We start from the raw sequence: 23,394 nt of genomic DNA on the forward strand, positions 1-23,394 counted from the left end.
AGTCTGTATGGAATTCAGCAATCCTTTCGATAATCCGCAGGGACAGTTCGCCATTTTGCAAAACGACCAGGGGCAGTACAGCCTGTGGCCGCAGCAGTGCGAACTGCCTGCGGGGTGGCGCGTGGTGTGCGAAGCGCAGTCTCAGGAGGCGTGCCAGCAGTGGCTGGCCGGGCACTGGCGCACGCTTGAACCGTCCCATTTTGCGGAGGGGAGCGCATGAACCGTCTTCCCCTCGTCGCCGCCCAGCCGGGTATCTGGATGGCGGAGCAGCTGTCCACGCTGCCAAACGCCTGGAGCGTGGCGCACTACACCGAGCTAAAAGGCGACATCGACGCGCCGCTGCTGGCAAAAGCGATTGCTGAAGGCATGATGCAGGCCGATACCCTGCGGATGCGTTTTGCCGAGGATAACGGCGAGGTGTGGCAGTGGGTGGATGACACTCTCATTCTGCCGGAGCCGTCCATCGTTCGCGTTGCCTCTCACGAAGATGCCGTGGCGCTGATGGAGGCCGACCTCCGCCAAAACCTGCGCGTCGATAGCGGTCAGCCGCTGGCGTTTCACCAGCTGATTCAGGTGGGTGAAAGCCACTGGTACTGGTATCAGCGCTATCACCATCTGGTGGTGGATGGCTTCAGCTTCCCGGCCATTACCCGCCAGATCGCCGCGATTTACGCCGCGTGGAAAAAGGATGAACCGACTCCTGACTCCCCGTTTACGCCATTTGCTGAAGTGGTGGAGGAGTATCAGCGCTATCGCGACAGCGAGGCGTATCAGCGCGACGGCGCCTTCTGGGCGGAGCAGCGCAGGCAGCTTCCTTCTCCGGTCTCGCTCTCTTCCGCGCCGCTGCCGGGACGCGCCGCTACTACCGATATTCTGCGCCTCAAAATCGCCGCCGACGGTCGCGCCTTTAGCCAGCTTGCACAGGCGGCAGGGCAGGCGCAGCGTACCGATCTGGCCCTTGCGCTGGTGGCGCTGTGGCTGGGCCGCCTGACCGGAAGGCTGGACTACGCCGCCGGGTTTATCTTTATGCGACGCATGGGCTCCGCCGCGCTGACCGCGACCGGGCCGGTGCTCAACGTCCTGCCGCTGGCGGTGAATATCAACCCGCAGGAGAGCCTGCCGGAGCTGGCGCTGCGCCTGGCCAACCAGCTGAAAAAAATGCGCCGCCACCAGCGCTACGACGCCGAGCAGATCGTGCGCGACAGCGGGCGTGCCGCAGGCGAAGAAGCCCTGTTTGGCCCGGTGCTGAACGTGAAGGTGTTTGATTATCAGCTGGATATCGACGGCGTGGAGGCCATCACCCACACGCTGGCCACCGGCCCGGTGAACGACCTTGAGCTGGCGCTGTTCCCGGACGAACAGGGCGGATTGAGCATTGAGATCCTCGCCAGTAAGCAGCGTTACGATGAGGCGACGCTTTCCCGTCACGTCGCGCGCCTGAACGCGATGCTGATGCAGTTTGCGGCCAACCCGGACCTGCGCTGCGGCGAAGTGGAAACCGTTTCAGAGCAGGAATACCAGAGGCTTGCGCGCATCAACGATACCGGACTGGCGCTGCCGGCCACCACGCTGGCGGATCTGGTGGCGGAGCAGGCGAGCAAAACGCCGGACGCCCCCGCGCTGGCGGACGCGCATATTGAGCTCAGCTATCGTCAGATGCGCGAGCAGGTGGTGGCGCTGGCAAACCTGCTGCGCGCGCGCGGCGTGAAGCCGGGCGACAGCGTGGCGGTGGCCCTGCCGCGCTCGGTGTTCCTGACGCTGGCGCTGCACGGCATCGTCGAGGCCGGCGCCGCGTGGCTGCCGCTCGACACCGGCTACCCGGACGACCGCCTGAGGATGATGCTGGAAGACGCGAAGCCATCCCTGCTCATTACCACCGACGAGCAGCTTCCGCGCTTTAGCGATCTGCCGATTACTGCCTTTAGTTACAACACCCTTTTACCGGCTGCGGATGCAAAACCGCTGCGCCTGGCGAAGCCGGAGCAGACGGCGTACATCATCTTTACTTCCGGTTCGACGGGGCGTCCGAAAGGGGTGATGGTTGGCCATACCGCCATCGTTAACCGCCTGAAGTGGATGCAGGACCACTACCCGCTGGACGCGACGGACGTGGTGGCGCAGAAAACGCCGTGCAGCTTTGACGTGTCGGTGTGGGAGTTCTGGTGGCCGTTTATCGCCGGGGCGAAGCTGGTGATGGCCGAGCCGGACGCGCACCGCGATCCGCAGGCGATGCAGAGCTTCTTCGCGCAGTACGGCGTGACTACTACCCACTTCGTGCCGTCGATGCTGGCGGCGTTTGTCGCCTCGCTGACGCCGGAAAACGTCGACTGCTGCAGGACGCTTAAGCAGGTGTTCTGCAGCGGCGAAGCGCTGCCGACCGGGCTGTGCCGCGAGTGGGAGCAGCTCACCCGTGCGCCGCTGCACAACCTGTATGGCCCAACCGAAGCGGCGGTGGACGTCAGCTGGTATCCGGCGTTTGGCCCCGAGCTGGCGGCGGTGGAAGGCAACAGCGTGCCGATCGGCTTCCCGGTGTGGAACACGGGGCTGCGCATTCTGGATGCGATGATGCGCCCGGTGCCGTTCAGCGTGGCAGGGGACCTTTATCTCACCGGGATTCAGCTGGCGCAGGGGTATCTGGGCCGTCCGGACCTCACCGCCAGCCGCTTTATTGCCGACCCGTTCGCCCCGGGCGAGCGGATGTACCGCACCGGCGACGTTGCCCGCTGGCTGGACAACGGCGCGGTGGAATATCTCGGCCGCAGCGATGACCAGTTAAAAATCCGCGGACAGCGCATCGAGCTGGGCGAAATCGACCGGGCGATGCTGTCGCTGCCGGACGTGGCCCAGGCCGTGGCACACGCCTGCGTGTTCAACCAGGCGGCAGCCACCGGCGGCGATGCCCGCCAGCTGGTGGGGTATGTGGTTTCCGAATCCGGCTTACCGCTGGATCTCGACGCGCTGATGGAAGCACTAAAAGCACAGCTGCCGCCGCATATGGTCCCGGTGGTGCTGCTGCAAATCAGCGCGCTGCCGCTCAGCGCGAACGGCAAGCTGGACCGCAAGGCGCTGCCGCTGCCGGAGCTGACGAGTAAATCCTTCGGGCGCGCGCCGGAAAGCGAATCCGAAATTGCCGTCGCGCAGTCGTTTTCTGCCCTGCTGGGCTGCGAGGTCAACGACATCGACGCCGACTTTTTTGCCCTCGGCGGCCACTCGCTGCTGGCGATGCGCCTGGCGGCACAGCTTAGCCGCGCGTTCGAGCGCAAGGTCACGCCGGGGCAGATTATGGTCGCCTCCACGGTGAGCAAGCTCAGCGCGCTGCTGGACTCGCAGATGAGCGACGAGCAGGCGCAGCGTCTGGGGTATGAAACACTTCTTCCGCTGCGCGAAAGCGACGGCCCGACGCTGTTCTGTTTCCATCCGGCGTCCGGCTTTGCCTGGCAGTTTAGCGTCCTGGCACGCTACCTCAGTCCGCGCTGGTCTATCGTCGGCATTCAGTCGCCGCGTCCGGACGGTCCAATGCAGCAGCGTGCGGATCTGGATGGGGTGATTGAGCATCACCTGGCTACGCTGCGTAAGCAGCAGCCGCAGGGGCCGTATTATCTGTTCGGCTATTCCCTCGGCGGCACGCTGGCGCAAGGTATTGCCGCCCGTCTGCGCGAGCAGGGTGAAGCGGTGGCCTTCCTCGGCCTGCTGGACACCTGGCCGCCGGAAACCCAGAACTGGTCGGAGAAAGAGGCCAACGGCCTCGACCCCGAGGTGCTGGCGGAAATCGAGCGCGAGCGTCAGGCGTTTATCGCCGCCCAGCAGGGTCAGGGCTCCAGCGAGATGTTTAACGCTATCGAGGGCAACTACGCCGACGCGGTGCGGCTGCTCACCACGGCGCGCAGCGCGCGCTTTGACGGCAAAGCGACGCTGTTTGTCGCCGAGCGCACGCGAACGATGGATCCGCAGGTCGCCTGGGCGCCGTGGGTGGCGGAGCTTGAGGTGTACAGCCAGGACTGCGCCCACGTGGATATCATTTCACCGCAGGCGTTTGAGAAGATAGGGCCGGTGTTGAGGGAGATATTGGGGTAACGTCAAAAGCGCCTCTCCCACAGGGCGAGGGGAGGGGGTGCTCCCTCTCCCTGTGGGAGAGGGCCGGGGTGAGGGCATCAGCCCGCACGCTTCCCCAGCGGCACCACCAGCGGCGTACCCGCCACCGGATCGTCAATAATCATGCAGCGCATGCCGTAGATCCGCTCGATCAGCTCCGGCGTCACAATCTCCTTCGGCGCACCCTGCGCCACGATCTCACCGTCGCGAAGCGCAATCAGATGCGTCGCATAGCGGCACGCCTGGTTTAAGTCGTGCAGCACCGCCGCCAGGGTATACCCCTGAGTGCTGTTCAGCTCGCTCAGCAGCTCCAGCAGGTCAATCTGATGGCTGATGTCGAGCCAGGTTGTCGGCTCGTCCAGCAGCATGATCGACGTTTCCTGTGCCAGCACCATCGCGATCCACGCCCGCTGACGCTGCCCGCCGGAGAGGGTGTCCACGCTCTGCTGGGTGAGATCGGTGATGCCCGTCGCCAGCATCGCGCGGTTCACCGCCTCGTCATCCTCTTTACGCCAGCGGGTAAACAGCGGCTGATGCGGGTAGCGCCCGCGCGAGACCAGCTCCTGCACCGTGATGTCTCCCGGCGTGGTGGCGTTTTGCGCCAGCAGACCGATGCGCCTGGCCACCTCTTTGCTGGCGAAGCGCTGGATCTGCTCCCCGTCGAGGAACACGCTGCCCTCAGCCGGCGTCATCAGGCGGCTCAGCGTGCGCAGCAGGGTCGATTTTCCACAGCCGTTCGGGCCGATAATCGCGGTGAAATGGCCGTCCGGAATGGCGACGGATAAATCACGGGCAATGATTTTTTTGCCGTAGCCGAGGGTTAAGTTTTCGCCGCGCAAGCGGGTGGTTGTATCTGTCATTTCCTGCGTGACTCCTGAACGAGCAAGACGATGAGGTAAATCCCGCCGAGGCTGACGGTCACCACGCCCACCGGCAGTTGATAAGGCATAAACAGCCGCTGGGCGCAGAGATCGGCGGCCAATAGCAGCAGCGCGCCGCACAGCGCCGCCTGGGTTAATCCCCAGCGCGCCGTGCCGCTAAGTCGCCGGGCGATGTGCGGTGCCACGAGGGCGATAAACGAGATTGGCCCGGCAATCGCGGTGGAGGCGGCGGTCAGCAGTACGGCGACCAGCATCAGCATCAGGCGCGAGCGCTCGACGCCCACGCCCAGCGCGCAGGCGCTGTCGTCGCCCATCTCCAGCAGACGCATGCGCCGCACCAGCAGCAGCGCGCCGATAAACATCAGCAAAATCAGCGGCGCGGCGGGCCAGGTTTTGCCCCATGTCAGGCCGTTGAGCGATCCGGCGTACCACAGCCCGGCGGAGAGCGCGGTTTCCAGCGAGGCCTGCAGTAAAAGCCAGGTGTTAAAGGCCATCAGCATGGCGCGGATGCCGATCCCGATGATGATCAGGCGAAAGGTGTCGATACCGTTGCGCCAGGCCAGCGCCCAGATCAGTAATGACGTCAGAATGCCGCCCGCCATCGCCGTAAAGGTAATGGCCGTCAGGTGCTGACCAAACAGCACCATCGCCACCAGCACGCCGCTCCAGGCCCCGGTGTTGAGGCCCATCACGTCCGGGCTGCCGAGCGGGTTGCGCATCAGCGACTGGAATATCGCGCCGCTGACGCCGAGCGCCGCGCCGACCAGAATCGCCATCGCCACGCGCGGCAGTCGCCACTCCGTCACCACCATGGTGACGTTGCGCGGCGCGCTGCCGAGCAGGGCGTTGAAGACCTGAGTAAAGTCGAGCGTCACCGCGCCGCTGCGCAGGCTCCAGACCGCCAGCAGCAGAATGGCGATAAGCAGCAGGCATACGCTGGTGAGTAAACGACGGGACGGGGCCATCATGCGCCACCTCCGCGTTTACGACGAACCAGGAAAATCAGCACCGGCGCGCCGATAAAGGCGCTGACCACCGAGACGCGCAGCTCGCCGGGCACCAGCAGGCGACCGAGCACGTCGGCAAACAGCAGCAGGGCAGGGGTGGCAAGCAGCGTCACCGGCAGCGACCAGCGGTGATCCGCCCCCACCAGCCAGCGCGCCATGTGCGGCATCATCAGGCCGATAAAGGCGATAGGGCCGACTACGGCGGTCGCGCTGCCGCACAGCACGGTGATGGCGAACAGACCAATCAGCTGCGTGCGCGCCACGCGGTTGCCGAGGGCTGTCGCGGTGTCGCTGCCGAGGCTCAGGCTGTTGAGCGACCGGCTTAAAAACAGCGCCACGGCGGCAGCGATAATGACCGGGATTGCCACCACTTTTAGGGTTTCAAGGGTGCGGATATCCAGCGAACCGGCCTGCCAGAAGCGCAGCTGGTCGTAGACGTCCGGGTTGAGCAGGGCGATGCCGTTGGACAAGCCCTCCAGCACCGCCGCGAGCGCCACGCCCGCAAGCGTCAGGCGTACCGGGCTCAGCTGCCCGCCGCCCTGGCTGCCGGTAAAGGCGACCACCAGCGAGGCGGCCAGCGCGCCGCAGAAGGCCATCACCAGCTGTTCGGAGGGCGAGGTCAACCCAAACAGCGCTGCGCCGAGCACGATGGCAAAGCTGGCGCCGGAGTTAACGCCGAGGATGCCGGGGTCCGCCAGCGGGTTACGGGTGAGGGTTTGCATCAGGGCGCCGGCAAGGCCGAGCGCGCCACCGGCCAGCAGTCCGGCAAGCGTGCGGGGCAGTCGGGCGTCGAGCACGATGACGCAGTCGGCGCTCTGGCAGGTGCCGGAGAGCGCATCAACGATAACGGACGCGGGCAGCGGCTTCGCGCCGACCAGCAGGCTGAGTGCAGCCGCAAGGCTTAGGAGCAGCAGTAAAACGGGCACGGCAACGGCGCGCGCCGAAGAAGAGGAAAACGGCATAGCAACATCCATGATTTGATAATGATAGTGATTATCGTTATCTATCTTATTTGGCTATGTTAGCATGTGCGCCCATGGAATGGGTAGAAATAGACTCAAGGCTTTGTCATGAATCAAAAATCCTGGCTGCTCAACCTCAGCCTGCTGAAAACGCACCCGGCGTATCGCGCCGTTTTTATCGCTCGCTTTATCTCCATTTTGTCCCTCGGCCTGCTTGGCGTCGCCGTGCCGGTCCAGATCCAGACCATGACGCACTCCAGCTGGCTAGTGGGGTTATCCGTCACCTTAACCGGCGGGGCGATGTTCATCGGCCTGATGGTCGGCGGCGTGCTGGCGGACCGCTACGAGCGTAAAAAGCTGATCCTGCTGGCGCGCGGCACCTGCGGCGTGGGCTTTATTGGGCTGTGTCTGAACGCGATGCTGCCGGAGCCGTCGCTGATCGCGATTTATGCCCTGGGGCTGTGGGACGGTTTCTTCGCCTCGCTGGGCGTGACGGCGCTGCTGGCGGCGACGCCCGCGCTGGTCGGGCGCGAGAACCTGATGCAGGCGGGGGCGATTACCATGCTCACCGTGCGTCTGGGCTCGGTGATTTCGCCGATGGTGGGCGGCCTGCTGCTGGCGTCCGGCAACGTGGCGTGGAACTACGGGCTGGCGGCGGCGGGAACCTTCATTACCACGCTGACGCTGCTGCGCCTGCCGCTGCTGCTGCCTCCGCCGCAGCCGCGCGAGCATCCGCTGAAATCGCTGATGGCCGCGATTCGTTTCCTGTTCAGCAACCCGCTGATTGGCGGGATTGCGCTGCTCGGCGGCCTGCTGACCATGGCGAGCGCCGTGCGCGTGCTCTACCCGGCATTAGCGGGAGAGTGGCAGATGAGCGCCTCGGAGATTGGCATTCTCTACGCCGCCATTCCGCTCGGCGCGGCGTGCGGGGCGCTGACCAGCGGCAACCTGGCACAGGGCGCGCGTCCGGGGCTGATTATGCTGCTTGCCACGCTGGCCTCGTTTATCGCCATCGGCTTCTTCAGCCTGATGCCGGTGTGGGCGCTCGGGGTGCTGTGTCTGGTGATTTTCGGCTGGCTGAGCGCCATCAGCTCGCTTTTGCAGTACACCCTGATCCAGACCCAGACGCCGGAAGGGATGCTCGGGCGCATTAACGGCCTGTGGACGGCGCAGAACGTCACGGGGGATGCGATTGGTGCGGCGATCCTCGGCGGGCTGGGGGCGATGATGACTCCGGTGGCCTCGGCGAGCTGTGGCGGGTTTGTACTGGCAATTATTGGCGTGATTTTGTTAGTGGCGCTGGTGGAATTGCGGCGGTTCAGGCAGGAGAGTGCTCCGGTGTGATTTGCCGGGTGGCGGCTGCGCCTTACCCGGCCTACATTTTGCACTCGTAGGCCCGGTAAGCGAAGCGCCACCGGGCGCAGCTGTTACCCAAAGATTGCTTCTAAACGCTGCAACACCAACACCGCGCTGTAATAATCCAGGCGGAACGTCTCCGTTCCCAATGCCCAGACCCGTTTGTTTTTCACCGACGGCAAATGCGCCAGCAGCGGGTTGGCGTAAATCGCATCCACGTCTTTCCGATCGCCGGCAAACACAAACAGCCCTTCGCCGTTCAGCCCCGTCGCCAGGTTTTCACCGCCCAGCTGGATGATGTCGTGGCGTTTGCCCTGGCTTTTTGAGGTGTGCAGCCCGGCGGGTAGATCCGCTAGCGTAAAGCCCAGCTGTTGCAGCAGCTTGCCTTGCGCCGATTCCGCAGTCCACAGGTTGGCGCTGTGCGCGGCGGCGGTGTAGACGATGGCGTTCACCGGCTGCGGCGGCAGCTTCATCTGCTGTTTTACCTGCGCGAGCTGTTTATCAAACGCGGCAATGCGCTCTGCGGCCTGTTTTTCCTGCCCGGTGAGGGTGCCCAGCTGCGTCAGCAGTTCCTGCCAGCTCTTGTCGTCGTAGTTGATGATAAGCGTTGGGGCGATGGCGGAGAGCTGATCGTACAGCGCCAGCGCGGAATCCCCGCCGGTAGCGCTGATCAAAATCAGATCCGGCATTTGCGCGGCGACCGCTTCGGCGCTTGGCTCGCCAATGTACAGCCGCGCAACCTTGCGCTGTTTCGCAATATCGCCCCACTGACGCAAAAAGCCCTGCGCATCCGCCACGCGGTTGTTCGGCGTGGTCGCGCCGCTGGCAACGACCGGCGCGTCAATCGCCAGCAGGGAGCCAGTTAAGGTCACGCTGGTGGAGACAATGCGCGTCGGTTTGCTCTCAAGCGTGTGAACGCCTCGGCTGTCGGTCACCTGACGCGGCCAGTCGGCGGCAGCGGCTGAGGCAAGTCCTAAAACTAAAAGTCCAGATAAAAGCAGGGTATTACGGAATAGGGCAGGGAATTTCACAGCGCGACATCCTGTTTTCGTTGAAGATAATGCTTCTCATTTTCATGGTTGATGCGAAGGGATGCAAGCTTTTGTCGCATAAGTTATTTGTCCGACGGTTGACAGCGAAGCGATGTGGGATTAGGTTAGCCGACGAAAATATAAATGATAATCATTATTGCTTCTTTTATCATTTTGAGGAGGATGATATGGACACGTCCTTGGCTGAGGAAGTTCAGCACACCGCGACCACGCTGCAATCAGACAGCTTTTTCTTTATGTCGCCTTACCGCAGTTTTACTACCTCAGGCTGTTTTGCCCGCTTCTCTGAACCCGCCGTCGGCGGTGACGATCCGGCCGGTCAATTCCAGCAAAAATTAGCCCAGGCCTTCCGGAATGCGAAAGCTAACGGTATCGCTCATCCGGTGATGGTAGGGGCTATTCCGTTCGATACCCGCAAGCCATCTTCTCTGTTTATTCCACAGCGCTGGCAGACCTTTTCCCGTCCGGCACGTCAGCAGTCCGCACGCTATTTTTCCGGCTCGCAGGCGCTGAAGGTGGAACAACGCACCGAGATCCCGCCGCAGCCCGTGTTTGAAGAGATGGTCGCTCGCGCCGCGTCGCTCACCGCTACGCCGCAGGTGAACAAGGTTGTGCTGTCGCGTCTGATTGATATCGCGACCGACAAACACATGGACAGCGGTGCGCTGATGGAGCGGCTGATCGCCCAGAACCCGGCGAGCTTTAACTTCCACGTGCCGCTGGAAGACGGCGGCGTGCTGCTCGGCGCCAGCCCCGAACTGCTGCTGCGTAAAGAGGGCGCGCACTTTAGCTCGCTGCCGCTGGCAGGCTCCGCGCGTCGTCAGCCGGACGATGTGCTGGATCGCGAAGCGGGCAATAAGCTGCTGGCCTCCGAAAAAGACCGCCACGAGCACGACCTGGTGACCCAGGCGATGAAGGCTATTCTGGCACCGCGCAGCCACCACCTGAGCATGCCGTCTTCCCCGCAGCTCATCACCACGCCGACGCTGTGGCATCTGGCGACGCCGGTTGAGGGTGACGCGCGCGAGAACGAAAACGCCCTGACTCTGGCCTGCCTGCTGCACCCGACCCCGGCGCTGAGCGGCTTCCCGCATGAGGCGGCAAAAGAGCTGATCGCCGAGCTGGAGCCGTTCGACCGCGAGCTGTTCGGCGGCATCGTCGGCTGGTGCGACAGCGAAGGCAACGGCGAGTGGGTGGTGACCATCCGCTGCGCGCGTCTTCGCGAAAATAGCGTTCGCCTGTTTGCCGGCGCGGGCATTGTGCCTGCCTCTTCGCCGGTGGGCGAATGGCGCGAAACGGGCGTGAAGCTCTCCACCATGCTCAACGTGTTTGGCTTGCACTAAGGATCGCTCATGACCATTCCTTTTACCCGCTGGCCTGAGGAATTCGCCCGCCGCTACCGCGAAAAAGGCTACTGGCAGGATCTGCCGCTGACCCACATCCTGACGGATCGCGCGGACAGCGATGCCGTGGCGATTATCGACGGCGAGCGGCACATTACTTACCGCGCGTTTAATCAGGCGGTGAACAACCTGGCGTCCGTTCTTCAGGCGCGCGGGCTGCAGCGCGGCGAGACCGCGCTGGTGCAGCTCGGTAACGTGGCCGAGTTCTACGTCACTTTCTTTGCGCTGCTGCAAATTGGCGTCGCGCCGGTTAACGCGCTCTTTAGCCATCAGCGCAGCGAGCTGAACGCCTACGCGGAGCAGATCAAACCCGCCGTGCTGATTGCCGATCGCGACCACGCGCTGTTTGCGGGCGATGATTTCCTCAACGCCTTTGTGGATGCGCATCGCTCGGTACGCCTTGTACTGCTGCGCGGCGATAAGGGCGAACACGCCCTGGAAGCGGCGATTGCGCGTCCGGCGGACAACTTCATCCCGAACCCGACGCCCGCTGACGAAGTGGCGTTTTTCCAGCTTTCCGGCGGCAGCACCGGCACGCCGAAGCTGATCCCGCGCACGCATAACGACTACGACTACAGCATTCGCCGCAGCAACGAGATTTGCGGCATCACCGCCGAAACGCGTTATCTGAACGCGCTGCCCGCGGCGCATAACTACGCCATGAGCTCGCCGGGATCGTTAGGCGTCTTCACCGCGGGCGGGTGCGTAGTGCTGGCGAACGATCCGAGCGCCACGCTCTGCTTCCCGCTGATTGAACGGCATCAGATTAACGTCACCTCGCTGGTTCCTCCGGCGGTGAGCCTGTGGCTGCAGGCGATTGCCGACGGCGCGGGCAACGCGCAGCTCAAATCCCTCAGGCTGCTGCAGGTGGGGGGCGCACGCCTCTCCGCCACGCTCGCGGCGCGCATTCCGGCGGAAATCGGCTGCCAGCTTCAGCAGGTGTTCGGCATGGCGGAAGGGCTGGTGAACTACACCGCGCTCGACGACTTGCCGGAGCGCATCATCAACACTCAGGGCCGCCCGATGAGCCCGGACGACGAAGTGTGGGTGGCGGACGAGCACGGTAACCCGCTGCCGCGCGGTGAGGTCGGGCGTCTGATGACGCGCGGGCCGTATACCTTCCGCGGCTATTTCAACAGCCCGGAACACAACGCCAGCGCCTTTGACGCCGACGGCTTTTACTGCTCTGGCGATCTGATCGCCATCGACGAGCAGGGCTACATCACCGTGCAGGGGCGCGAGAAGGATCAGATCAACCGCGGCGGCGAGAAGATCGCCGCCGAAGAGATTGAAAATTTGCTGCTGCGCCACGAGGCGGTGATCCACGCCGCGCTGGTGAGCATGGAGGACAGCCTGCTGGGCGAAAAAAGCTGCGCGTATCTGGTGATGAAACAGCCGCTGCGCGCGGTTGAAGTGCGCCGCTTCCTGCGCGAGCAGGGCGTTGCCGAATTCAAGCTGCCGGACCGCGTGGAGAGCGTGGATGCGCTACCGCTGACGCCGGTCGGCAAAGTCGATAAGAAACAGTTGCGCCTGTGGCTTGCTGAACGCGCCCGGGGCTGAGGAACAGAGTATGGCCATTCCAAAATTAACCGCTTACGCGCTGCCGACCGCCGCAGAGCTGCCGACCAGTAAAGTAAACTGGGCGTTTGAGCCTGAACGTGCCGCGCTGTTGATCCACGATATGCAGGAGTATTTCCTGAACTTCTGGGGCGAAAACAGCGCGATGATGCAGCAGGTGGTGGCGAATATCGCCCGACTGCGCGCTTACTGCAAAGCGCACAATATTCCCGTGTACTACACCGCTCAGCCGAAAGAGCAGAGCGACGAAGACCGCGCCCTGCTGAACGACATGTGGGGGCCGGGCCTGACCCGCTCGCCGGAGCAGCAGCGCATTGTCCGCGAACTGACCCCGGACGAAGCGGACACGGTGCTGGTGAAGTGGCGCTACAGCGCGTTTCACCGCTCGCCGCTGGAGCAGATGCTGAAAGAAACCGGCCGCAACCAGCTGCTGATTACCGGCGTTTACGCCCATATCGGCTGTATGACCACCGCCACCGATGCCTTTATGCGCGACATCAAACCGTTCTTTATCGCCGACGCGCTGGCGGATTTCACCCGTGACGAGCACCTGATGTCGCTGAACTATGTGGCCGGACGCTCGGGCCGCGTGGTGATGACCGACGAGCTGCTGCCGTCCGTTCCGGCGACCAAAGCCGCGCTGCGTGAGCTGATCCTGCCGCTGCTGGACGAGTCCGACGAGCCGATGGATGACGAAAACCTGATCGACTACGGCCTGGACTCGGTGCGCATGATGGCGCTGGCCGCCCGCTGGCGCAAAGTGCACGGCGACATTGACTTCGTGATGCTGGCCAAAAATCCAACCATCGACGCCTGGTGGGCGCTGCTGTCCCGCGAGGTGAAGTGATGGGGCTGGATTTCACCGGTAAAACCGTCTGGGTGACGGGCGCGGGTAAGGGGATTGGCTACGCGACGGCGCTGGCGTTTGTGGAGGTGGGCGCACGGGTGACCGGCTTCGATCTGGCTTTTCCGCTGGGGGATTATCCGTTCGCCACTGAAACCCTGGACGTGGCGGATGCCGCGCAGGTGCATGAGGTGTGCGGGCGCGCGCTGGCGTCGCTTGAACGGCTGGACGTGCTGGTCAACGCGGCGGGCATTCTGCGCATGGGGGCGACGGACCAGCTTTCGCAGGAGGACTGGCAGCAGACCTTCGCGGTCAACGTCGGCGGCGCGTTCAACCTGTTCCAGCAGACGATGGGCCAGTTTCGCCGTCAGCAGGGCGGGGCGATAGTCACCGTGGCGTCCGACGCGGCGCATACGCCGCGCATCGGCATGAGCGCCTACGGCGCGTCGAAGGCGGCGCTGAAAAGCCTGGCCCTGACCGTCGGGCTGGAGCTGGCGGGCAGCGGCGTGCGCTGTAACCTGGTGTCGCCGGGCTCAACGGATACCGATATGCAGCGCACGCTGTGGAAAAGCGACGACGCGGAGCAGCAGCGTATTCGCGGTTTTGGCGAGCAGTTCAAGCTCGGCATTCCGCTGGGCAAAATCGCTCGCCCGCAGGAGATTGCCAGCACGGTGCTGTTCCTTGCTTCCGATGCCGCCAGCCATATCACCCTGCAGGATATCGTGGTGGACGGCGGCTCCACGCTGGGGGCGTAAGATGATCTGGAAACGTCATTTACCGCTCGAGGAGCTGAACGCGACCAGCCTGAACACCCTGGTGGCGCATCTCGGTATCGTCTATACCCGCCTCGGCGACGACACGCTGGAAGCGGAGATGCCGGTGGATGCGCGTACCCATCAGCCGTTTGGCCTGCTGCACGGCGGCGCGTCGGCGGCGCTGGCGGAAACGCTGGGATCGATGGCCGGCTTTCTGATGACCCGCGACGGGCAGAGCGTGGTGGGGACGGAGCTTAACGCCACGCACCATCGTGCGGTCTCTCACGGCAAAGTGCGCGGGGTATGCCAGCCGTTGCATCTGGGGCGTTCGAGCCAGAGCTGGGAGATTGTGGTATTCGACGAGCAGGGGCGGCGGTGCTGTACCTGTCGGTTGAGTACGATGGTGTTGGGCTAAGCCAGGCAGATCAAAGTGATCGGCTTAACACTGTGGTGTAAATCTCTGGTTTGACCACGCATTATTGCGTTTCAAAGTTGTTAAATTTTTCCGGTTGTTCTAGAAACAAAATGTAACATCTCACTGTTTCACAACAACGGACAACAACTATGAACAACTCAGGGAAATACCTTATATGGGCAGGGCTCTCCGTTGTGGGAGCCTTTGCCCTGGGCTATATCGCCCTCAACCGGGGGGAACAGATCAATGCGCTCTGGATCGTCGTCGCCTCCGTCTGCATTTATCTGATCGCGTACCGTTTTTATGGCCGCTATATTGCGAAGAACGTTCTGGGCGTTGATGCGACGCGCATGACGCCTGCCGTCCGCCATAACGACGGGCTGGACTACGTGCCGACCGACAAAAAAGTGCTGTTCGGTCACCATTTTGCGGCGATTGCCGGGGCGGGTCCGCTGGTGGGGCCGGTGCTGGCGGCGCAGATGGGCTACCTGCCGGGGATGATCTGGATCCTCGCGGGCGTGGTGCTGGCGGGCGCTGTGCAGGACTTTATGGTGCTGTTCGTCTCGACCCGCCGCGACGGGCGTTCGCTGGGTGAGCTGGTGAAAGAGGAGATGGGGGCAACCGCCGGGGTGATTGCGCTGGTGGCGACCTTTATGATCATGGTGATCATCCTCGCGGTGCTGGCGATGATCGTGGTGAAAGCGCTGACCCACAGCCCGTGGGGGACCTATACCGTTGCCTTCACCATTCCGCTGGCGCTGTTTATGGGGATTTATATTCGCTACCTGCGCCCGGGCCGCATTGGTGAGGTGTCGGTAATTGGCCTGGTATTCCTGGTGTTCGCCATTATCTCCGGCGGCTGGGTGGCGGAAAGCCCTACCTGGGCGCCGTTCTTCGACTTTACCGGCGTCCAGCTGACCTGGATGCTGGTGGGCTACGGCTTTGTGGCGGCGGTGCTGCCGGTATGGCTGCTGCTGGCTCCGCGTGACTATCTCTCTACGTTCCTGAAAATCGGCACCATCGTCGGGCTGGCGATCGGCATTCTGATTATGCGTCCGACCCTGACCATGCCTGCGTTAACCAAATTCATCGACGGTACCGGCCCGGTCTGGACCGGTAACCTGTTCCCGTTCCTGTTTATCACCATCGCCTGCGGCGCGGTGTCGGGCTTCCACGCGCTGATCGCATCCGGAACCACGCCGAAGATGCTGGCGAATGAAAATCAGGCCTGCCTGATCGGCTACGGCGGCATGCTGATGGAATCCTTTGTCGCCATCATGGCGCTGGTCTCTGCCTGTATCATCGACCCGGGCGTGTATTTCGCGATGAACAGCCCGATGGCGGTACTGGCACCGGCTGGCACCGTTGACGTGGTGGCGTCCGCCGCGCAGGTGGTGAGCGGCTGGGGCTTTGCGATTACCCCTGATACGTTGACGAGCATCGCCAGTGAAGTGGGCGAGCAGTCGATTATCTCCCGTGCGGGCGGAGCGCCGACGCTGGCGGTCGGCATGGCGTATATTCTTCACGGCGCGCTGGGCGGGCTGATGGACGTGTCGTTCTGGTATCACTTCGCCATCCTGTTCGAGGCGCTGTTTATCCTGACGGCGGTGGATGCGGGAACTCGTGCGGCGCGCTTTATGCTGCAGGACCTGCTGGGGGTGATCTCCCCGAACCTGAAGCGTACCGATTCGCTCCCGGCTAACCTGCTGGCGACGGCGCTGTGCGTGCTGGCGTGGGGCTACTTCCTGCACCAGGGCGTGGTCGATCCGCTCGGCGGGATTAACACCCTGTGGCCGCTGTTTGGTATCGCCAACCAGATGCTGGCAGGCATGGCGCTGATGCTCTGCGCGGTGGTGCTGTTCAAGATGAAGCGCCAGCGTTACGCGTGGGTGGCACTGGTGCCAACCGCGTGGCTGCTGATCTGTACCCTGACGGCGGGCTGGCAGAAGGCCTTCAGCCCGGACAACAAGGTGGGCTTCCTGGCGATCGCCAACAAGTTCCAGGCGATGATCGACAGCGGCAAGATCCCGGCGCAGTACACCGAGTCGCAGCTGTCCCAGCTGGTGTTTAACAACCGTCTGGATGCCGGGCTGACCATCTTCTTTATGGTGGTGGTCGTGGTGCTGGCGTTGTATTCTCTCAAGACCGCGCTGGCGGCGTTGAAAAACGATCAGCCAACGGCGAAAGAAACACCGTACGAGCCGATGCCTGAAAACCTGGAAGAGATTGTGACCCAGGCGAAAGGGGCGCACTAACCTGTTTGCCGGGTGGCGGCTTCGCCTTACCCGGCCTACATTTCTTCTCCGCCCTCACCCTCCGGGAGAGGGCCGGAAACAAACGAGAAACTGATTATGTTCGACACTCTATCCAAAGCAGGTAAGTACCTGGGCCAGGCCGCCAAAATGATGATTGGCGTGCCGGACTACGACAACTACGTCGAGCATATGCGCGTCAACCATCCGGACCAGACGCCCATGACCTACGAAGAATTTTTCCGCGACCGCCAGGACGCCCGCTACGGCGGCAAGGGCGGGGCGAAGTGCTGTTAACCCTCTTTCGGTAAATAGAGGCTGATCTGTTCCTGCCTGCAGCCGTAGATCGCTGCCAGCTTTTCACGGGTGCGCTTTTGCGGACGGGAGTCGAGCGCTTCCAGCTGCGACACGGCGGACTGGGTGATGCCGAGTTTTTCCGCCACCTCCTGCTGGGACATGCCGCGCAGGATACGCCACGCGGCCTGCAGGCTGACGTTCTCGTTATGCATGACGTCGCACACTTCACCAGGTAATCCTACGTCATCATAACAATCGTGTTCGACTTCAATATCCTCTAGATCATCATCGGTTTCGTCGTCGATTTCTGCCATCTGTAAGCACATACGAAAGTATTCATCATAGGGAATAACGACGTACTGCGCTTTTCCGTCATCGTCCTTAATTAGCTGAACAGCCATAGGGGGCTTTCTCCTCGTGAAGGTAGGTCGTTGATGTTCTGCGCTTGACGGCCAAAACATAACAATGGTTATCGGGATCGTCCCGAAGTGTAATCAGAATGCGGTAATCGCCAACGCGTAGCCGGAATTGATTTTCTGTTGCCGATATTTTTTTGATATCGGGCCGGGGAGCTGAGCGATCGTCCAGCTCAGCAAGTTTTGCTTTGATTCTTCGCTGATATCGGCCATCGATTTTGAAAAACTCTTTCTTTGCATTCTTTGACCAGACAATCTTCATCCGTACCTCCACTGTACGCCCACACAAAGTATAAGGAAATAATAAGGCTATTAGATAAATTCCGAATTTCTAATGGGGTACTGTAGAGCGGGGAAATAACCGGAGAAAGCGGCAAAACGCGAACCGTCGAGGATGCTCGGAAACGCCTCTGCCGGGCGACAGAGGCTTGCAGGGAGATTGCGATCAGGCGTTCAAACCGCCGTCCACATCCAGGCCGGTGCCGGAGATCTGCCCGGCCGCCGGGCTGGCAAGAAACGTGACCGCCGCCGCGACGTCTTCCGGCTGACCGTAATGACCCAAAGCAATAAGCTGACGCTGAGAGTCAGCCTGTTCCCCGTCTTCCGGGTTCATATCGCTGTTGGTGGGGCCGGGGTGCACCAGGTTAACGGTAATGCCGCGCGGCCCTAAATCACGGGCCAGCCCGCGGGTGAGGGAGTTCAGCGCCGATTTGGTCATCGAGTAAACGGCAATGCCCGGCTGCGCCACGCGGTTTGCCAGACAGCTGCCGATGTTGATAATGCGCCCGCCGTCTGACATGTGCACCAGCGCTTCCTGAATGGCGATCACCACGCCGCGAATGTTGACGTTGATAAGGGCGTCAATGTCCGCCAGCGTCATGGACTCCAGCGGGCCGCCGCGCGCGATCCCGGCGTTGTTGACCAGAATGTCCAGCCCGCCAAGGGAACGCGCCGCATGGGTGACGGCATCCTGAATCGCCTGCGCGCTGGCGCTGTCGGCCTGCACGGCTTCGCTGTGGCGCCCCAGCGCCTTAATCTCATCGGCGACCGCCTGGGCTTTATCGGCAGATTTTTCATACGTAATAATCACATCCGCACCGGCGCGCGCCAGCGACAGGGCAATCGCACGACCCAATCCGCGGCTGGCGCCGGTAACCAGCGCCTTTTTACCTGTTAAATCGATCTGCATGATGACCTCGTTACGAGAGTGGTAAGAATCATCATTAGGTATAGCCTGTCGGCGCGATCAACGGCTGAAGGATTCCACTTTCTCAAACGCGGCGCGCAGAACGTCAGGCGTTAACGTAACAGGTAAATAGTGAATCGACTCCACCGGGCGCAGGGTGTGGGCGATGACCCGATCCAACTCGTCGCGGTTATTGATGTCGACGTCCAGCTCGCGAAGCGTGGTCGGCAGGTTAAAACGCTGGTACGCCGCGACCAGCTGCGCCAGCACGTCGTCCTGGCCGAGCAGGGCGCTCTGCACCAGAATGCCGTAGGCCACCTTGGTGCCGTGCAGGTATTTTTCCGTCTGCGGCAGCACGGTTAAGCCGTTGTGTACCGCATGCGCCGCCGCCACGCGCGTATAGCGTTCGCCCAGGCCGCCGACCATCCCGCCGCCGGCGATGATTGCATCGACCACGTCCCGGAACGCCTGCGTCTGTTCGCCGCGCTGCTGGTCGGCCAGCGCCTCTTCGCTGCGCGCCAGCAGCACGTCGCGGATCGCCAGCGCGCCGTTAATGCCCAGCCGCACGGTCAGCGGCAGGTTCTCCGGCTCTGGTGCCAATACCACCGCTTCGTACCACTTCGCCAGCGTATCGCCGATGCCCGCCAGCAGGTACTCCGCCGGGGCGTTGAGGACGATCTGCGGCTCCACCAGCACCAGGAAGTTGGCGTCGTCGAAGATCTCAAAATGCAGCGCCTGTCCGGCATCGTTGTACCAGACGGAAAGCGGGGTCCACGCCGCACAGGTGGCGGCAATGGTGGGGATACCCACGAACGGCACCCCTAAGCTGCGCGCCACGGCCTTGACGGTATCCAGTACCGCGCCGCCGCCGACGCCAATCACCACGCTGGCGTCGCTGCCGGATTCATTCACCAGATGGGTGACGTCGCGCTCGCTGCAGTGGCCTTTAAACAGCAGGCGTTTCGCTCCCGGCGCGTTAAAGCTCTCGGGCAGGAAAGGGCGCGCGCCTTCGATAGCGCGTTCGCCGTAAATCCACACCGCGCGGGAAAGCTGTTCCGGGGTAAAGAAGTTATCCAGCCTCGCAAGGCTTCCGGGATGAGAGAAGTAGTTCGCCGGGCCAGGCACGACGCGGATATCGGTGTTGCTCATGATGGTGTCCTTTTTGCGGAAGCGCTAACCCGATGTTATGTCTGGACATCCGGATGGCTAATAATATTTCGCTTTAACTTATGCCTTTTCCGTCGTTGTCAGTCAACCGGAGCTGTGAAAAATTCGATAAATCAGAAGAGTAATGAAGGATTTACGCGGATGGTTTCCAGTCGCCTTGAGATGCGCGGTATCAGCCTGGCCTTTTCCGGCTTTCAGGCGCTGTCGCGCGTGAATTTCACCTTAACCGGCGGATCCGTACACGCGCTGACCGGTGCCAACGGCGCGGGAAAATCGACCCTGATGGCGGTGCTGTGCGGGACGCACGACCACTATGAGGGTGAGATCAGCATCAACAACCAGCCGGTGAGCATCCGCGAACCGCTCGATGCCAAACGGCTGGGGATCCACCTTGTGCAGCAGGAAGTGGACGTAGCGCTGATCCCGGGGTTAAGCATTGCCGAAAACATCATGCTCGACCAGCTGGCGCAGCCGGGGCATCGCTTCAGCTGGCGCGCTATCCGCCAGCAGGCGAGACAGGCGCTGGCGCAGCTCGACGTGACGCTGGACGTTCGCCGTTCCATCGACGGCTGTTCGCTGGCCGAAAAGCAGCAGATTTTGCTGGCGCGGGCGCTGTCCCATCACTGCCGTTTTTTGATTCTTGATGAACCCACCGCGCCGCTGGACGCGCATGAGAGCGAGCGCCTGTTTGCGGTAGTGAGACGTTTAAAGCAGCAGGGCATCGGCGTGGTATTTATCTCTCACCGCATTCACGAGCTGAAGGCCATCTGCGACACCCTGACGGTGCTGCGCGACGGCAAGCTGATCGAGTCCGGCCCGATGGCCGATCTTAGCGGCGAAGCGATCGTCGAGAAGATGCTCGGCCACGTGCTGAGCGATATCTATCCGCCCGCGCGGCCGCCGCACGGCGACGAAACGCTGTTACGCGTTGAGGGGCTTCACGACGACGCGCTGCTGAAAGATATCTCCCTGCACCTGCGCAAAGGCGAAATTCTCGGGATTGCCGGGCTGGCGGGGGCGGGGAAAACCGAACTCTGCAAGGCGCTGTTTGGCGCCACCAAGAGCCGCGTGGCGCGCGGTGAGCTGAATCATCAATCCTGGCAGCCGCGCGACCCGGCCGACTCCGTGCTGCGCGGTCTGGCGCTGGTGCCGGAGGAGAGGCGGAAAGAGGGCATTTTTATCGACGAGCCGGTGAGCATGAACCTCGCCGTGTGCGCCGATAACAGCTTTTCGCGCTGGAGCCTGTTTGGCCATCGTCAGGCGTGGCGCTGGGCGGAAGAGGTCATCGCCCGCGTCGGCGTGCGCGCGCGTGGGCCGGGGCAGGTGCTGCGCCGTCTTTCCGGCGGCAACCAGCAGAAGGTCGCCATCGGTAAATGGCTGCGCAATGACGCCAGCGTGCTGATATTCGACGAGCCGACCAAAGGCGTGGACGTGAAGGCCAAAACCGACCTGTTCCAGCTGATTGACGGCCTGGCGCGCGAGGGCAAAGGGGTGATTTACGCCTCGGGCGAGTTTGCCGAACTGGTCGGGCTGTGCGACCGCATCTGCGTGCTGTGGGACGGGCGCATCGTGGCGGAAATCGCCGGGGCCGAGGCCCGCGAAGAGACACTACTTTATTATTCAACCGGAGGAACGGCGTCGTGAGCAAGGCCCTTTCAGTGAACGCGGCGGCGTCTGGCCGCCAGCAGATTTTCGATTTTCTCTACAGGTGGGGCATGCTGTTAACCGTCGTCGCGCTGGTGGCCGTCTTTGGCCTGGCGTCGGACAGCTTCCTCGACCCGAACAACATCATCAATATCCTGCGCTCGATCGCCATCGTGACGGTGATTGCCATTGGCGTGTCGATCTCGTTGACCATCGGCGGGTTCGATCTCTCCGTGGGATCCACCGCCTCGCTGGCGAACGCGCTGGTGATTTCCCTTTTCGTCTGGCACGGCTTTGGCACCACCGAGTCGATTCTGATCACCCTCGCGCTCTGCACGCTGGTGGGTCTGTTTAACGCATTCCTGATCGTCATCCTGCGCATTCCGGACATGCTGGCGACGCTTGCCAGCCTGTTTGTGATCCAGGGCGTGGCGATGACCTACAGCTACGGCGGGTCGATTACCGAGAACATGGTGCTGCCGAGCGGCGACATGGCGGAAGGGACCATTCCGGCGGCGTTCAGCCTGCTGGGGCAGGTGCCGACCATCGTGATCGTCATGCTGGTGGTGACCGTGCTGGCGCAGCTGGGCCTGTCGCTCACTACGCATGGCCGACGCATGTACGCCATCGGCGGTAACCCCGAAGCGGCGCGCCTCTCCGGCATTCGCACCACGCGCTACAAGGTGGCGGCCTACGTGATTGCCTCGCTGCTGGCGGGTCTGGGCGGGATTTTGCTGGCTTCACGCATCGGCTCGTCGCAGGTGAATGCGGGCGGCGGATACCTGATGGATGCGGTGGCGGCGGCGTGGATTGGCTTCTCGCTGGCCGGATCCGGCAAGCCGAACGCGCTGGGAACCCTGGTTGGGGCGGTCATTCTCGGCGTGCTGTCGAACGGGCTGGTGATGCTCTCCGTGCCGTATTACGCCATGGACATTATAAAAGGGCTGGTGCTCGCGGTAGCGCTGGCGATTACCTACATACAAAAACGCTGACAACACAACGGGATAAAAAAATGAAAAAGATTGCACTCTCTTTGGTGGCACTTGGGTTGCTCACGGCTCTGCCAGGCTTCGCGGCCACGCCCGCGCCGCTTCCGGCAGCCATTGCGAACCATGACGGCCCGATCCGCATCGCGGTGATCCGTAACCTCGGCTCAGATGACAACACCACGCAGTTTATTGCTGGCGCAATTCAGGAAGGGAAAAAGCTCGGCTTTAAGGTCAGCACCTTTTTAAGCAACGGGGACGACGCCAAATTCCAGGACTTCGTGAACCAGGCCATCAGCCAGAAGTATGACGGGATTATTCTCTCTCAGGGGCGCGATCCGTACTCCACCGCGCTGGTGAAGAAAGCAGTGGATGCCGGGATCAAAGTCTCCGTCTTTGATACGGCGGTTAACGGCGAGATCCCCGGCGTGACCGTCACCCAGCAGGACGATGCCTCCCTGACGAACCTCTCCTTCGGCCAGCTGGCGAAAGATTTCAACGGCAAGGCCAATATCGTCAAGCTGTGGGTGGCGGGCTTCCCGCCGATGGAGCGTCGTCAGGCGGCCTATAAAGAGCTGCAAAAGCAGTATCCGGACATCAAAGAGCTGGAGTCTATCGGCGCCGTGTCCTCTGACGTGCAGGGCGATACCGCCAACAAGGTGGGTGCGATCCTGGCGAAATACCCGAAAGGCAAAATCGACGCCATCTGGGGAACCTGGGACGCCTTCAGCCAGGGCGCGTATAAGGCGCTGAAAGAGAACGGCCGCACCGAGATTAAGCTCTACAGCATCGACATCTCTAACCAGGATCTGCAGCTGATGCGCGAGCCAGGCAGCGCGTGGAAGGTGAGCGTGGCGGTGGATCCGAAGCTGATTGGCGCGACTAACGTGCGTCTGGTGGCGAACAAGATTGCCGGGGAAGCCACGCCTGCGACCTACGATTTCAAAGCGGCGGCCATTCCTCAGGCGCTGCTGACCGCCCAGCCGGGCCCGGTGAACGTGGCGTCGCTGGGGAAAATCATTCCGGGCTGGGGCCAGACGGAAGATTTTATCGCGCCGTGGTTTGCGACGCTGGAAGCGAAGAATAAATAAAACCAGGCCG

At 62.4% G+C, this 23,394-nt stretch carries 21 protein-coding genes; 13 read left to right on the forward strand and 8 right to left on the reverse strand.

The genetic code is table 11. The features are described 5' to 3' along the window. The first annotated feature begins 7 nt into the window (after positions 1-7). Together USF70_RS01560 and entF are read left to right on the forward strand one after the other, a co-directional pair. Complete coding sequence (locus USF70_RS01560) at positions 8-220, forward strand: MbtH family protein (protein WP_032662857.1); 213 nt, start codon at positions 8-10, stop codon at positions 218-220. Continuing rightward, the gene (entF, locus tag USF70_RS01565) at positions 217-4,074 is read left to right on the forward strand and encodes an enterobactin non-ribosomal peptide synthetase EntF (RefSeq protein ID WP_320735215.1); all 3,858 of its coding nucleotides are present in this window, start codon (positions 217-219) and stop codon (positions 4,072-4,074) included. The genes USF70_RS01560 and entF overlap by 4 nt, the downstream gene beginning before the upstream one ends. 77 nt (positions 4,075-4,151) lie before the next feature. Here entF and fepC read toward each other — a convergent pair whose 3' ends face one another. From fepC to fepD, 3 genes are read right to left on the reverse strand one after another with little or no spacing between them, the layout of a single operon-like run. After that, positions 4,152-4,952: an iron-enterobactin ABC transporter ATP-binding protein gene (gene fepC / locus USF70_RS01570; protein ID WP_320735216.1), complete on the reverse strand. Its 801-nt coding sequence runs from the start codon at positions 4,950-4,952 to the stop codon at positions 4,152-4,154. Continuing rightward, positions 4,949-5,938, reverse strand: coding sequence for an iron-enterobactin ABC transporter permease (gene fepG / locus USF70_RS01575; protein ID WP_320735594.1), 990 nt, complete (start codon positions 5,936-5,938; stop codon positions 4,949-4,951). Before fepG ends, fepC begins: the two co-directional genes overlap by 4 nt. Further along, positions 5,938-6,942 (reverse strand): Fe(3+)-siderophore ABC transporter permease, encoded by a 1,005-nt coding sequence (gene fepD, locus USF70_RS01580; protein WP_320735217.1) that lies wholly within the window; start codon positions 6,940-6,942, stop codon positions 5,938-5,940. The genes fepG and fepD overlap by 1 nt, the downstream gene beginning before the upstream one ends. A gap of 108 nt (positions 6,943-7,050) precedes the next feature. Here fepD and entS point away from each other — a divergent pair, with 108 nt between their 5' ends. Continuing rightward, positions 7,051-8,286 carry an enterobactin transporter EntS gene (gene entS / locus USF70_RS01585; RefSeq protein WP_320735218.1) on the forward strand — a complete coding sequence of 412 codons (1,236 nt, stop codon included), beginning with the start codon at positions 7,051-7,053 and terminating at the stop codon, positions 8,284-8,286. 83 nt (positions 8,287-8,369) lie between these two features. On the opposite strand, the gene fepB is transcribed toward entS, so the two are convergent. Beyond that, complete coding sequence (gene fepB, locus USF70_RS01590; protein WP_320709068.1) at positions 8,370-9,329, reverse strand: Fe2+-enterobactin ABC transporter substrate-binding protein; 960 nt, start codon at positions 9,327-9,329, stop codon at positions 8,370-8,372. Positions 9,330-9,517: 188 nt separating this feature from the next. Here fepB and entC point away from each other — a divergent pair, with 188 nt between their 5' ends. From entC to USF70_RS01625, 7 genes are all read left to right on the forward strand, one after another. Continuing rightward, positions 9,518-10,693, forward strand: a complete 1,176-nt coding sequence (gene entC, locus USF70_RS01595) for an isochorismate synthase EntC (RefSeq protein WP_048975908.1) — start codon at positions 9,518-9,520, stop codon at positions 10,691-10,693. Positions 10,694-10,702: 9 nt separating this feature from the next. Next, a complete protein-coding gene (gene entE, locus USF70_RS01600; protein WP_320735219.1) occupies positions 10,703-12,313 on the forward strand; it encodes a (2,3-dihydroxybenzoyl)adenylate synthase EntE in 1,611 nt (536 codons plus the stop codon). A 10-nt stretch (positions 12,314-12,323) separates the two neighbouring features. Then, complete coding sequence (locus tag USF70_RS01605; RefSeq protein WP_033144898.1) at positions 12,324-13,178, forward strand: isochorismatase; 855 nt, start codon at positions 12,324-12,326, stop codon at positions 13,176-13,178. Next, on the forward strand, positions 13,175-13,930 hold the full coding sequence (gene entA, locus USF70_RS01610; RefSeq protein ID WP_087822169.1) for a 2,3-dihydro-2,3-dihydroxybenzoate dehydrogenase EntA: 756 nt from the start codon (positions 13,175-13,177) through the stop codon (positions 13,928-13,930). The genes USF70_RS01605 and entA overlap by 4 nt, the downstream gene beginning before the upstream one ends. A 1-nt stretch (position 13,931) precedes the next feature. Further along, a complete protein-coding gene (gene entH / locus USF70_RS01615; protein WP_023310710.1) occupies positions 13,932-14,345 on the forward strand; it encodes a proofreading thioesterase EntH in 414 nt (137 codons plus the stop codon). A 149-nt stretch (positions 14,346-14,494) separates the two neighbouring features. After that, entirely contained in the window at positions 14,495-16,600 is a 2,106-nt protein-coding gene (gene cstA / locus USF70_RS01620; protein WP_033144900.1) for a pyruvate/proton symporter CstA, read from the forward strand. A 96-nt stretch (positions 16,601-16,696) separates the two neighbouring features. Further along, complete coding sequence (locus USF70_RS01625) at positions 16,697-16,894, forward strand: YbdD/YjiX family protein (RefSeq protein ID WP_006809671.1); 198 nt, start codon at positions 16,697-16,699, stop codon at positions 16,892-16,894. Here USF70_RS01625 and USF70_RS01630 read toward each other — a convergent pair. The 4 genes from USF70_RS01630 to USF70_RS01645 all read right to left on the reverse strand — a co-directional run bounded on the left by USF70_RS01630 (position 16,891) and on the right by USF70_RS01645 (position 19,645). Further along, positions 16,891-17,295 (reverse strand): helix-turn-helix domain-containing protein, encoded by a 405-nt coding sequence (locus tag USF70_RS01630; protein ID WP_033144901.1) that lies wholly within the window; start codon positions 17,293-17,295, stop codon positions 16,891-16,893. The genes USF70_RS01625 and USF70_RS01630 overlap by 4 nt on opposite strands. Beyond that, complete coding sequence (locus USF70_RS01635) at positions 17,276-17,572, reverse strand: type II toxin-antitoxin system RelE family toxin (protein ID WP_047749439.1); 297 nt, start codon at positions 17,570-17,572, stop codon at positions 17,276-17,278. The genes USF70_RS01630 and USF70_RS01635 overlap by 20 nt, the downstream gene beginning before the upstream one ends. Positions 17,573-17,755: 183 nt before the next feature. Further along, a complete protein-coding gene (locus tag USF70_RS01640; RefSeq protein ID WP_032661029.1) occupies positions 17,756-18,499 on the reverse strand; it encodes an SDR family NAD(P)-dependent oxidoreductase in 744 nt (247 codons plus the stop codon). Positions 18,500-18,556: 57 nt separating this feature from the next. Next, on the reverse strand, positions 18,557-19,645 hold the full coding sequence (locus USF70_RS01645) for an oxidoreductase (protein WP_320735220.1): 1,089 nt from the start codon (positions 19,643-19,645) through the stop codon (positions 18,557-18,559). Positions 19,646-19,804: 159 nt separating this feature from the next. Between USF70_RS01645 and USF70_RS01650 the strand changes: the two genes are divergently transcribed. From USF70_RS01650 to USF70_RS01660, 3 genes are read left to right on the forward strand one after another with little or no spacing between them, the layout of a single operon-like run. After that, the gene (locus USF70_RS01650) at positions 19,805-21,307 is read left to right on the forward strand and encodes a sugar ABC transporter ATP-binding protein (protein WP_094934403.1); all 1,503 of its coding nucleotides are present in this window, start codon (positions 19,805-19,807) and stop codon (positions 21,305-21,307) included. Further along, positions 21,304-22,299: an ABC transporter permease gene (locus USF70_RS01655; protein ID WP_023334863.1), complete on the forward strand. Its 996-nt coding sequence runs from the start codon at positions 21,304-21,306 to the stop codon at positions 22,297-22,299. The genes USF70_RS01650 and USF70_RS01655 overlap by 4 nt, the downstream gene beginning before the upstream one ends. Positions 22,300-22,319: 20 nt before the next feature. Continuing rightward, positions 22,320-23,384 (forward strand): sugar ABC transporter substrate-binding protein, encoded by a 1,065-nt coding sequence (locus tag USF70_RS01660; RefSeq protein ID WP_023310718.1) that lies wholly within the window; start codon positions 22,320-22,322, stop codon positions 23,382-23,384. Positions 23,385-23,394 lie beyond the last annotated feature (10 nt).

The organism is Enterobacter sp. 237C8, assembly GCF_034106865.1.
In the GTDB taxonomy this organism is placed as follows: Bacteria; Pseudomonadota; Gammaproteobacteria; order Enterobacterales; family Enterobacteriaceae; genus Enterobacter; species Enterobacter asburiae_B.

Excerpts from the sequence above, each read along its gene's own strand:
- fepG (WP_320735594.1), bottom strand. The coding sequence starts at position 5,938 with ATGGCCCCGTCCCGTCGTTTACTCACCAGCGTATGCCTGCTGCTTATC.
- USF70_RS01650 (WP_094934403.1), top strand. The coding sequence starts at position 19,805 with ATGGTTTCCAGTCGCCTTGAGATGCGCGGTATCAGCCTGGCCTTTTCC.
- USF70_RS01660 (WP_023310718.1), top strand. The coding sequence starts at position 22,320 with ATGAAAAAGATTGCACTCTCTTTGGTGGCACTTGGGTTGCTCACGGCT.
- USF70_RS01640 (WP_032661029.1), bottom strand. The coding sequence starts at position 18,499 with ATGCAGATCGATTTAACAGGTAAAAAGGCGCTGGTTACCGGCGCCAGC.
- fepC (WP_320735216.1), bottom strand. The coding sequence starts at position 4,952 with ATGACAGATACAACCACCCGCTTGCGCGGCGAAAACTTAACCCTCGGC.
- entF (WP_320735215.1), top strand. The coding sequence starts at position 217 with ATGAACCGTCTTCCCCTCGTCGCCGCCCAGCCGGGTATCTGGATGGCG.
- cstA (WP_033144900.1), top strand. The coding sequence starts at position 14,495 with ATGAACAACTCAGGGAAATACCTTATATGGGCAGGGCTCTCCGTTGTG.
- fepD (WP_320735217.1), bottom strand. The coding sequence starts at position 6,942 with ATGCCGTTTTCCTCTTCTTCGGCGCGCGCCGTTGCCGTGCCCGTTTTA.
- entC (WP_048975908.1), top strand. The coding sequence starts at position 9,518 with ATGGACACGTCCTTGGCTGAGGAAGTTCAGCACACCGCGACCACGCTG.
- entE (WP_320735219.1), top strand. The coding sequence starts at position 10,703 with ATGACCATTCCTTTTACCCGCTGGCCTGAGGAATTCGCCCGCCGCTAC.
- entH (WP_023310710.1), top strand. The coding sequence starts at position 13,932 with ATGATCTGGAAACGTCATTTACCGCTCGAGGAGCTGAACGCGACCAGC.
- USF70_RS01560 (WP_032662857.1), top strand. The coding sequence starts at position 8 with ATGGAATTCAGCAATCCTTTCGATAATCCGCAGGGACAGTTCGCCATT.
- USF70_RS01630 (WP_033144901.1), bottom strand. The coding sequence starts at position 17,295 with ATGGCTGTTCAGCTAATTAAGGACGATGACGGAAAAGCGCAGTACGTC.
- USF70_RS01605 (WP_033144898.1), top strand. The coding sequence starts at position 12,324 with ATGGCCATTCCAAAATTAACCGCTTACGCGCTGCCGACCGCCGCAGAG.
- USF70_RS01635 (WP_047749439.1), bottom strand. The coding sequence starts at position 17,572 with ATGAAGATTGTCTGGTCAAAGAATGCAAAGAAAGAGTTTTTCAAAATC.
- USF70_RS01625 (WP_006809671.1), top strand. The coding sequence starts at position 16,697 with ATGTTCGACACTCTATCCAAAGCAGGTAAGTACCTGGGCCAGGCCGCC.
- USF70_RS01645 (WP_320735220.1), bottom strand. The coding sequence starts at position 19,645 with ATGAGCAACACCGATATCCGCGTCGTGCCTGGCCCGGCGAACTACTTC.
- entS (WP_320735218.1), top strand. The coding sequence starts at position 7,051 with ATGAATCAAAAATCCTGGCTGCTCAACCTCAGCCTGCTGAAAACGCAC.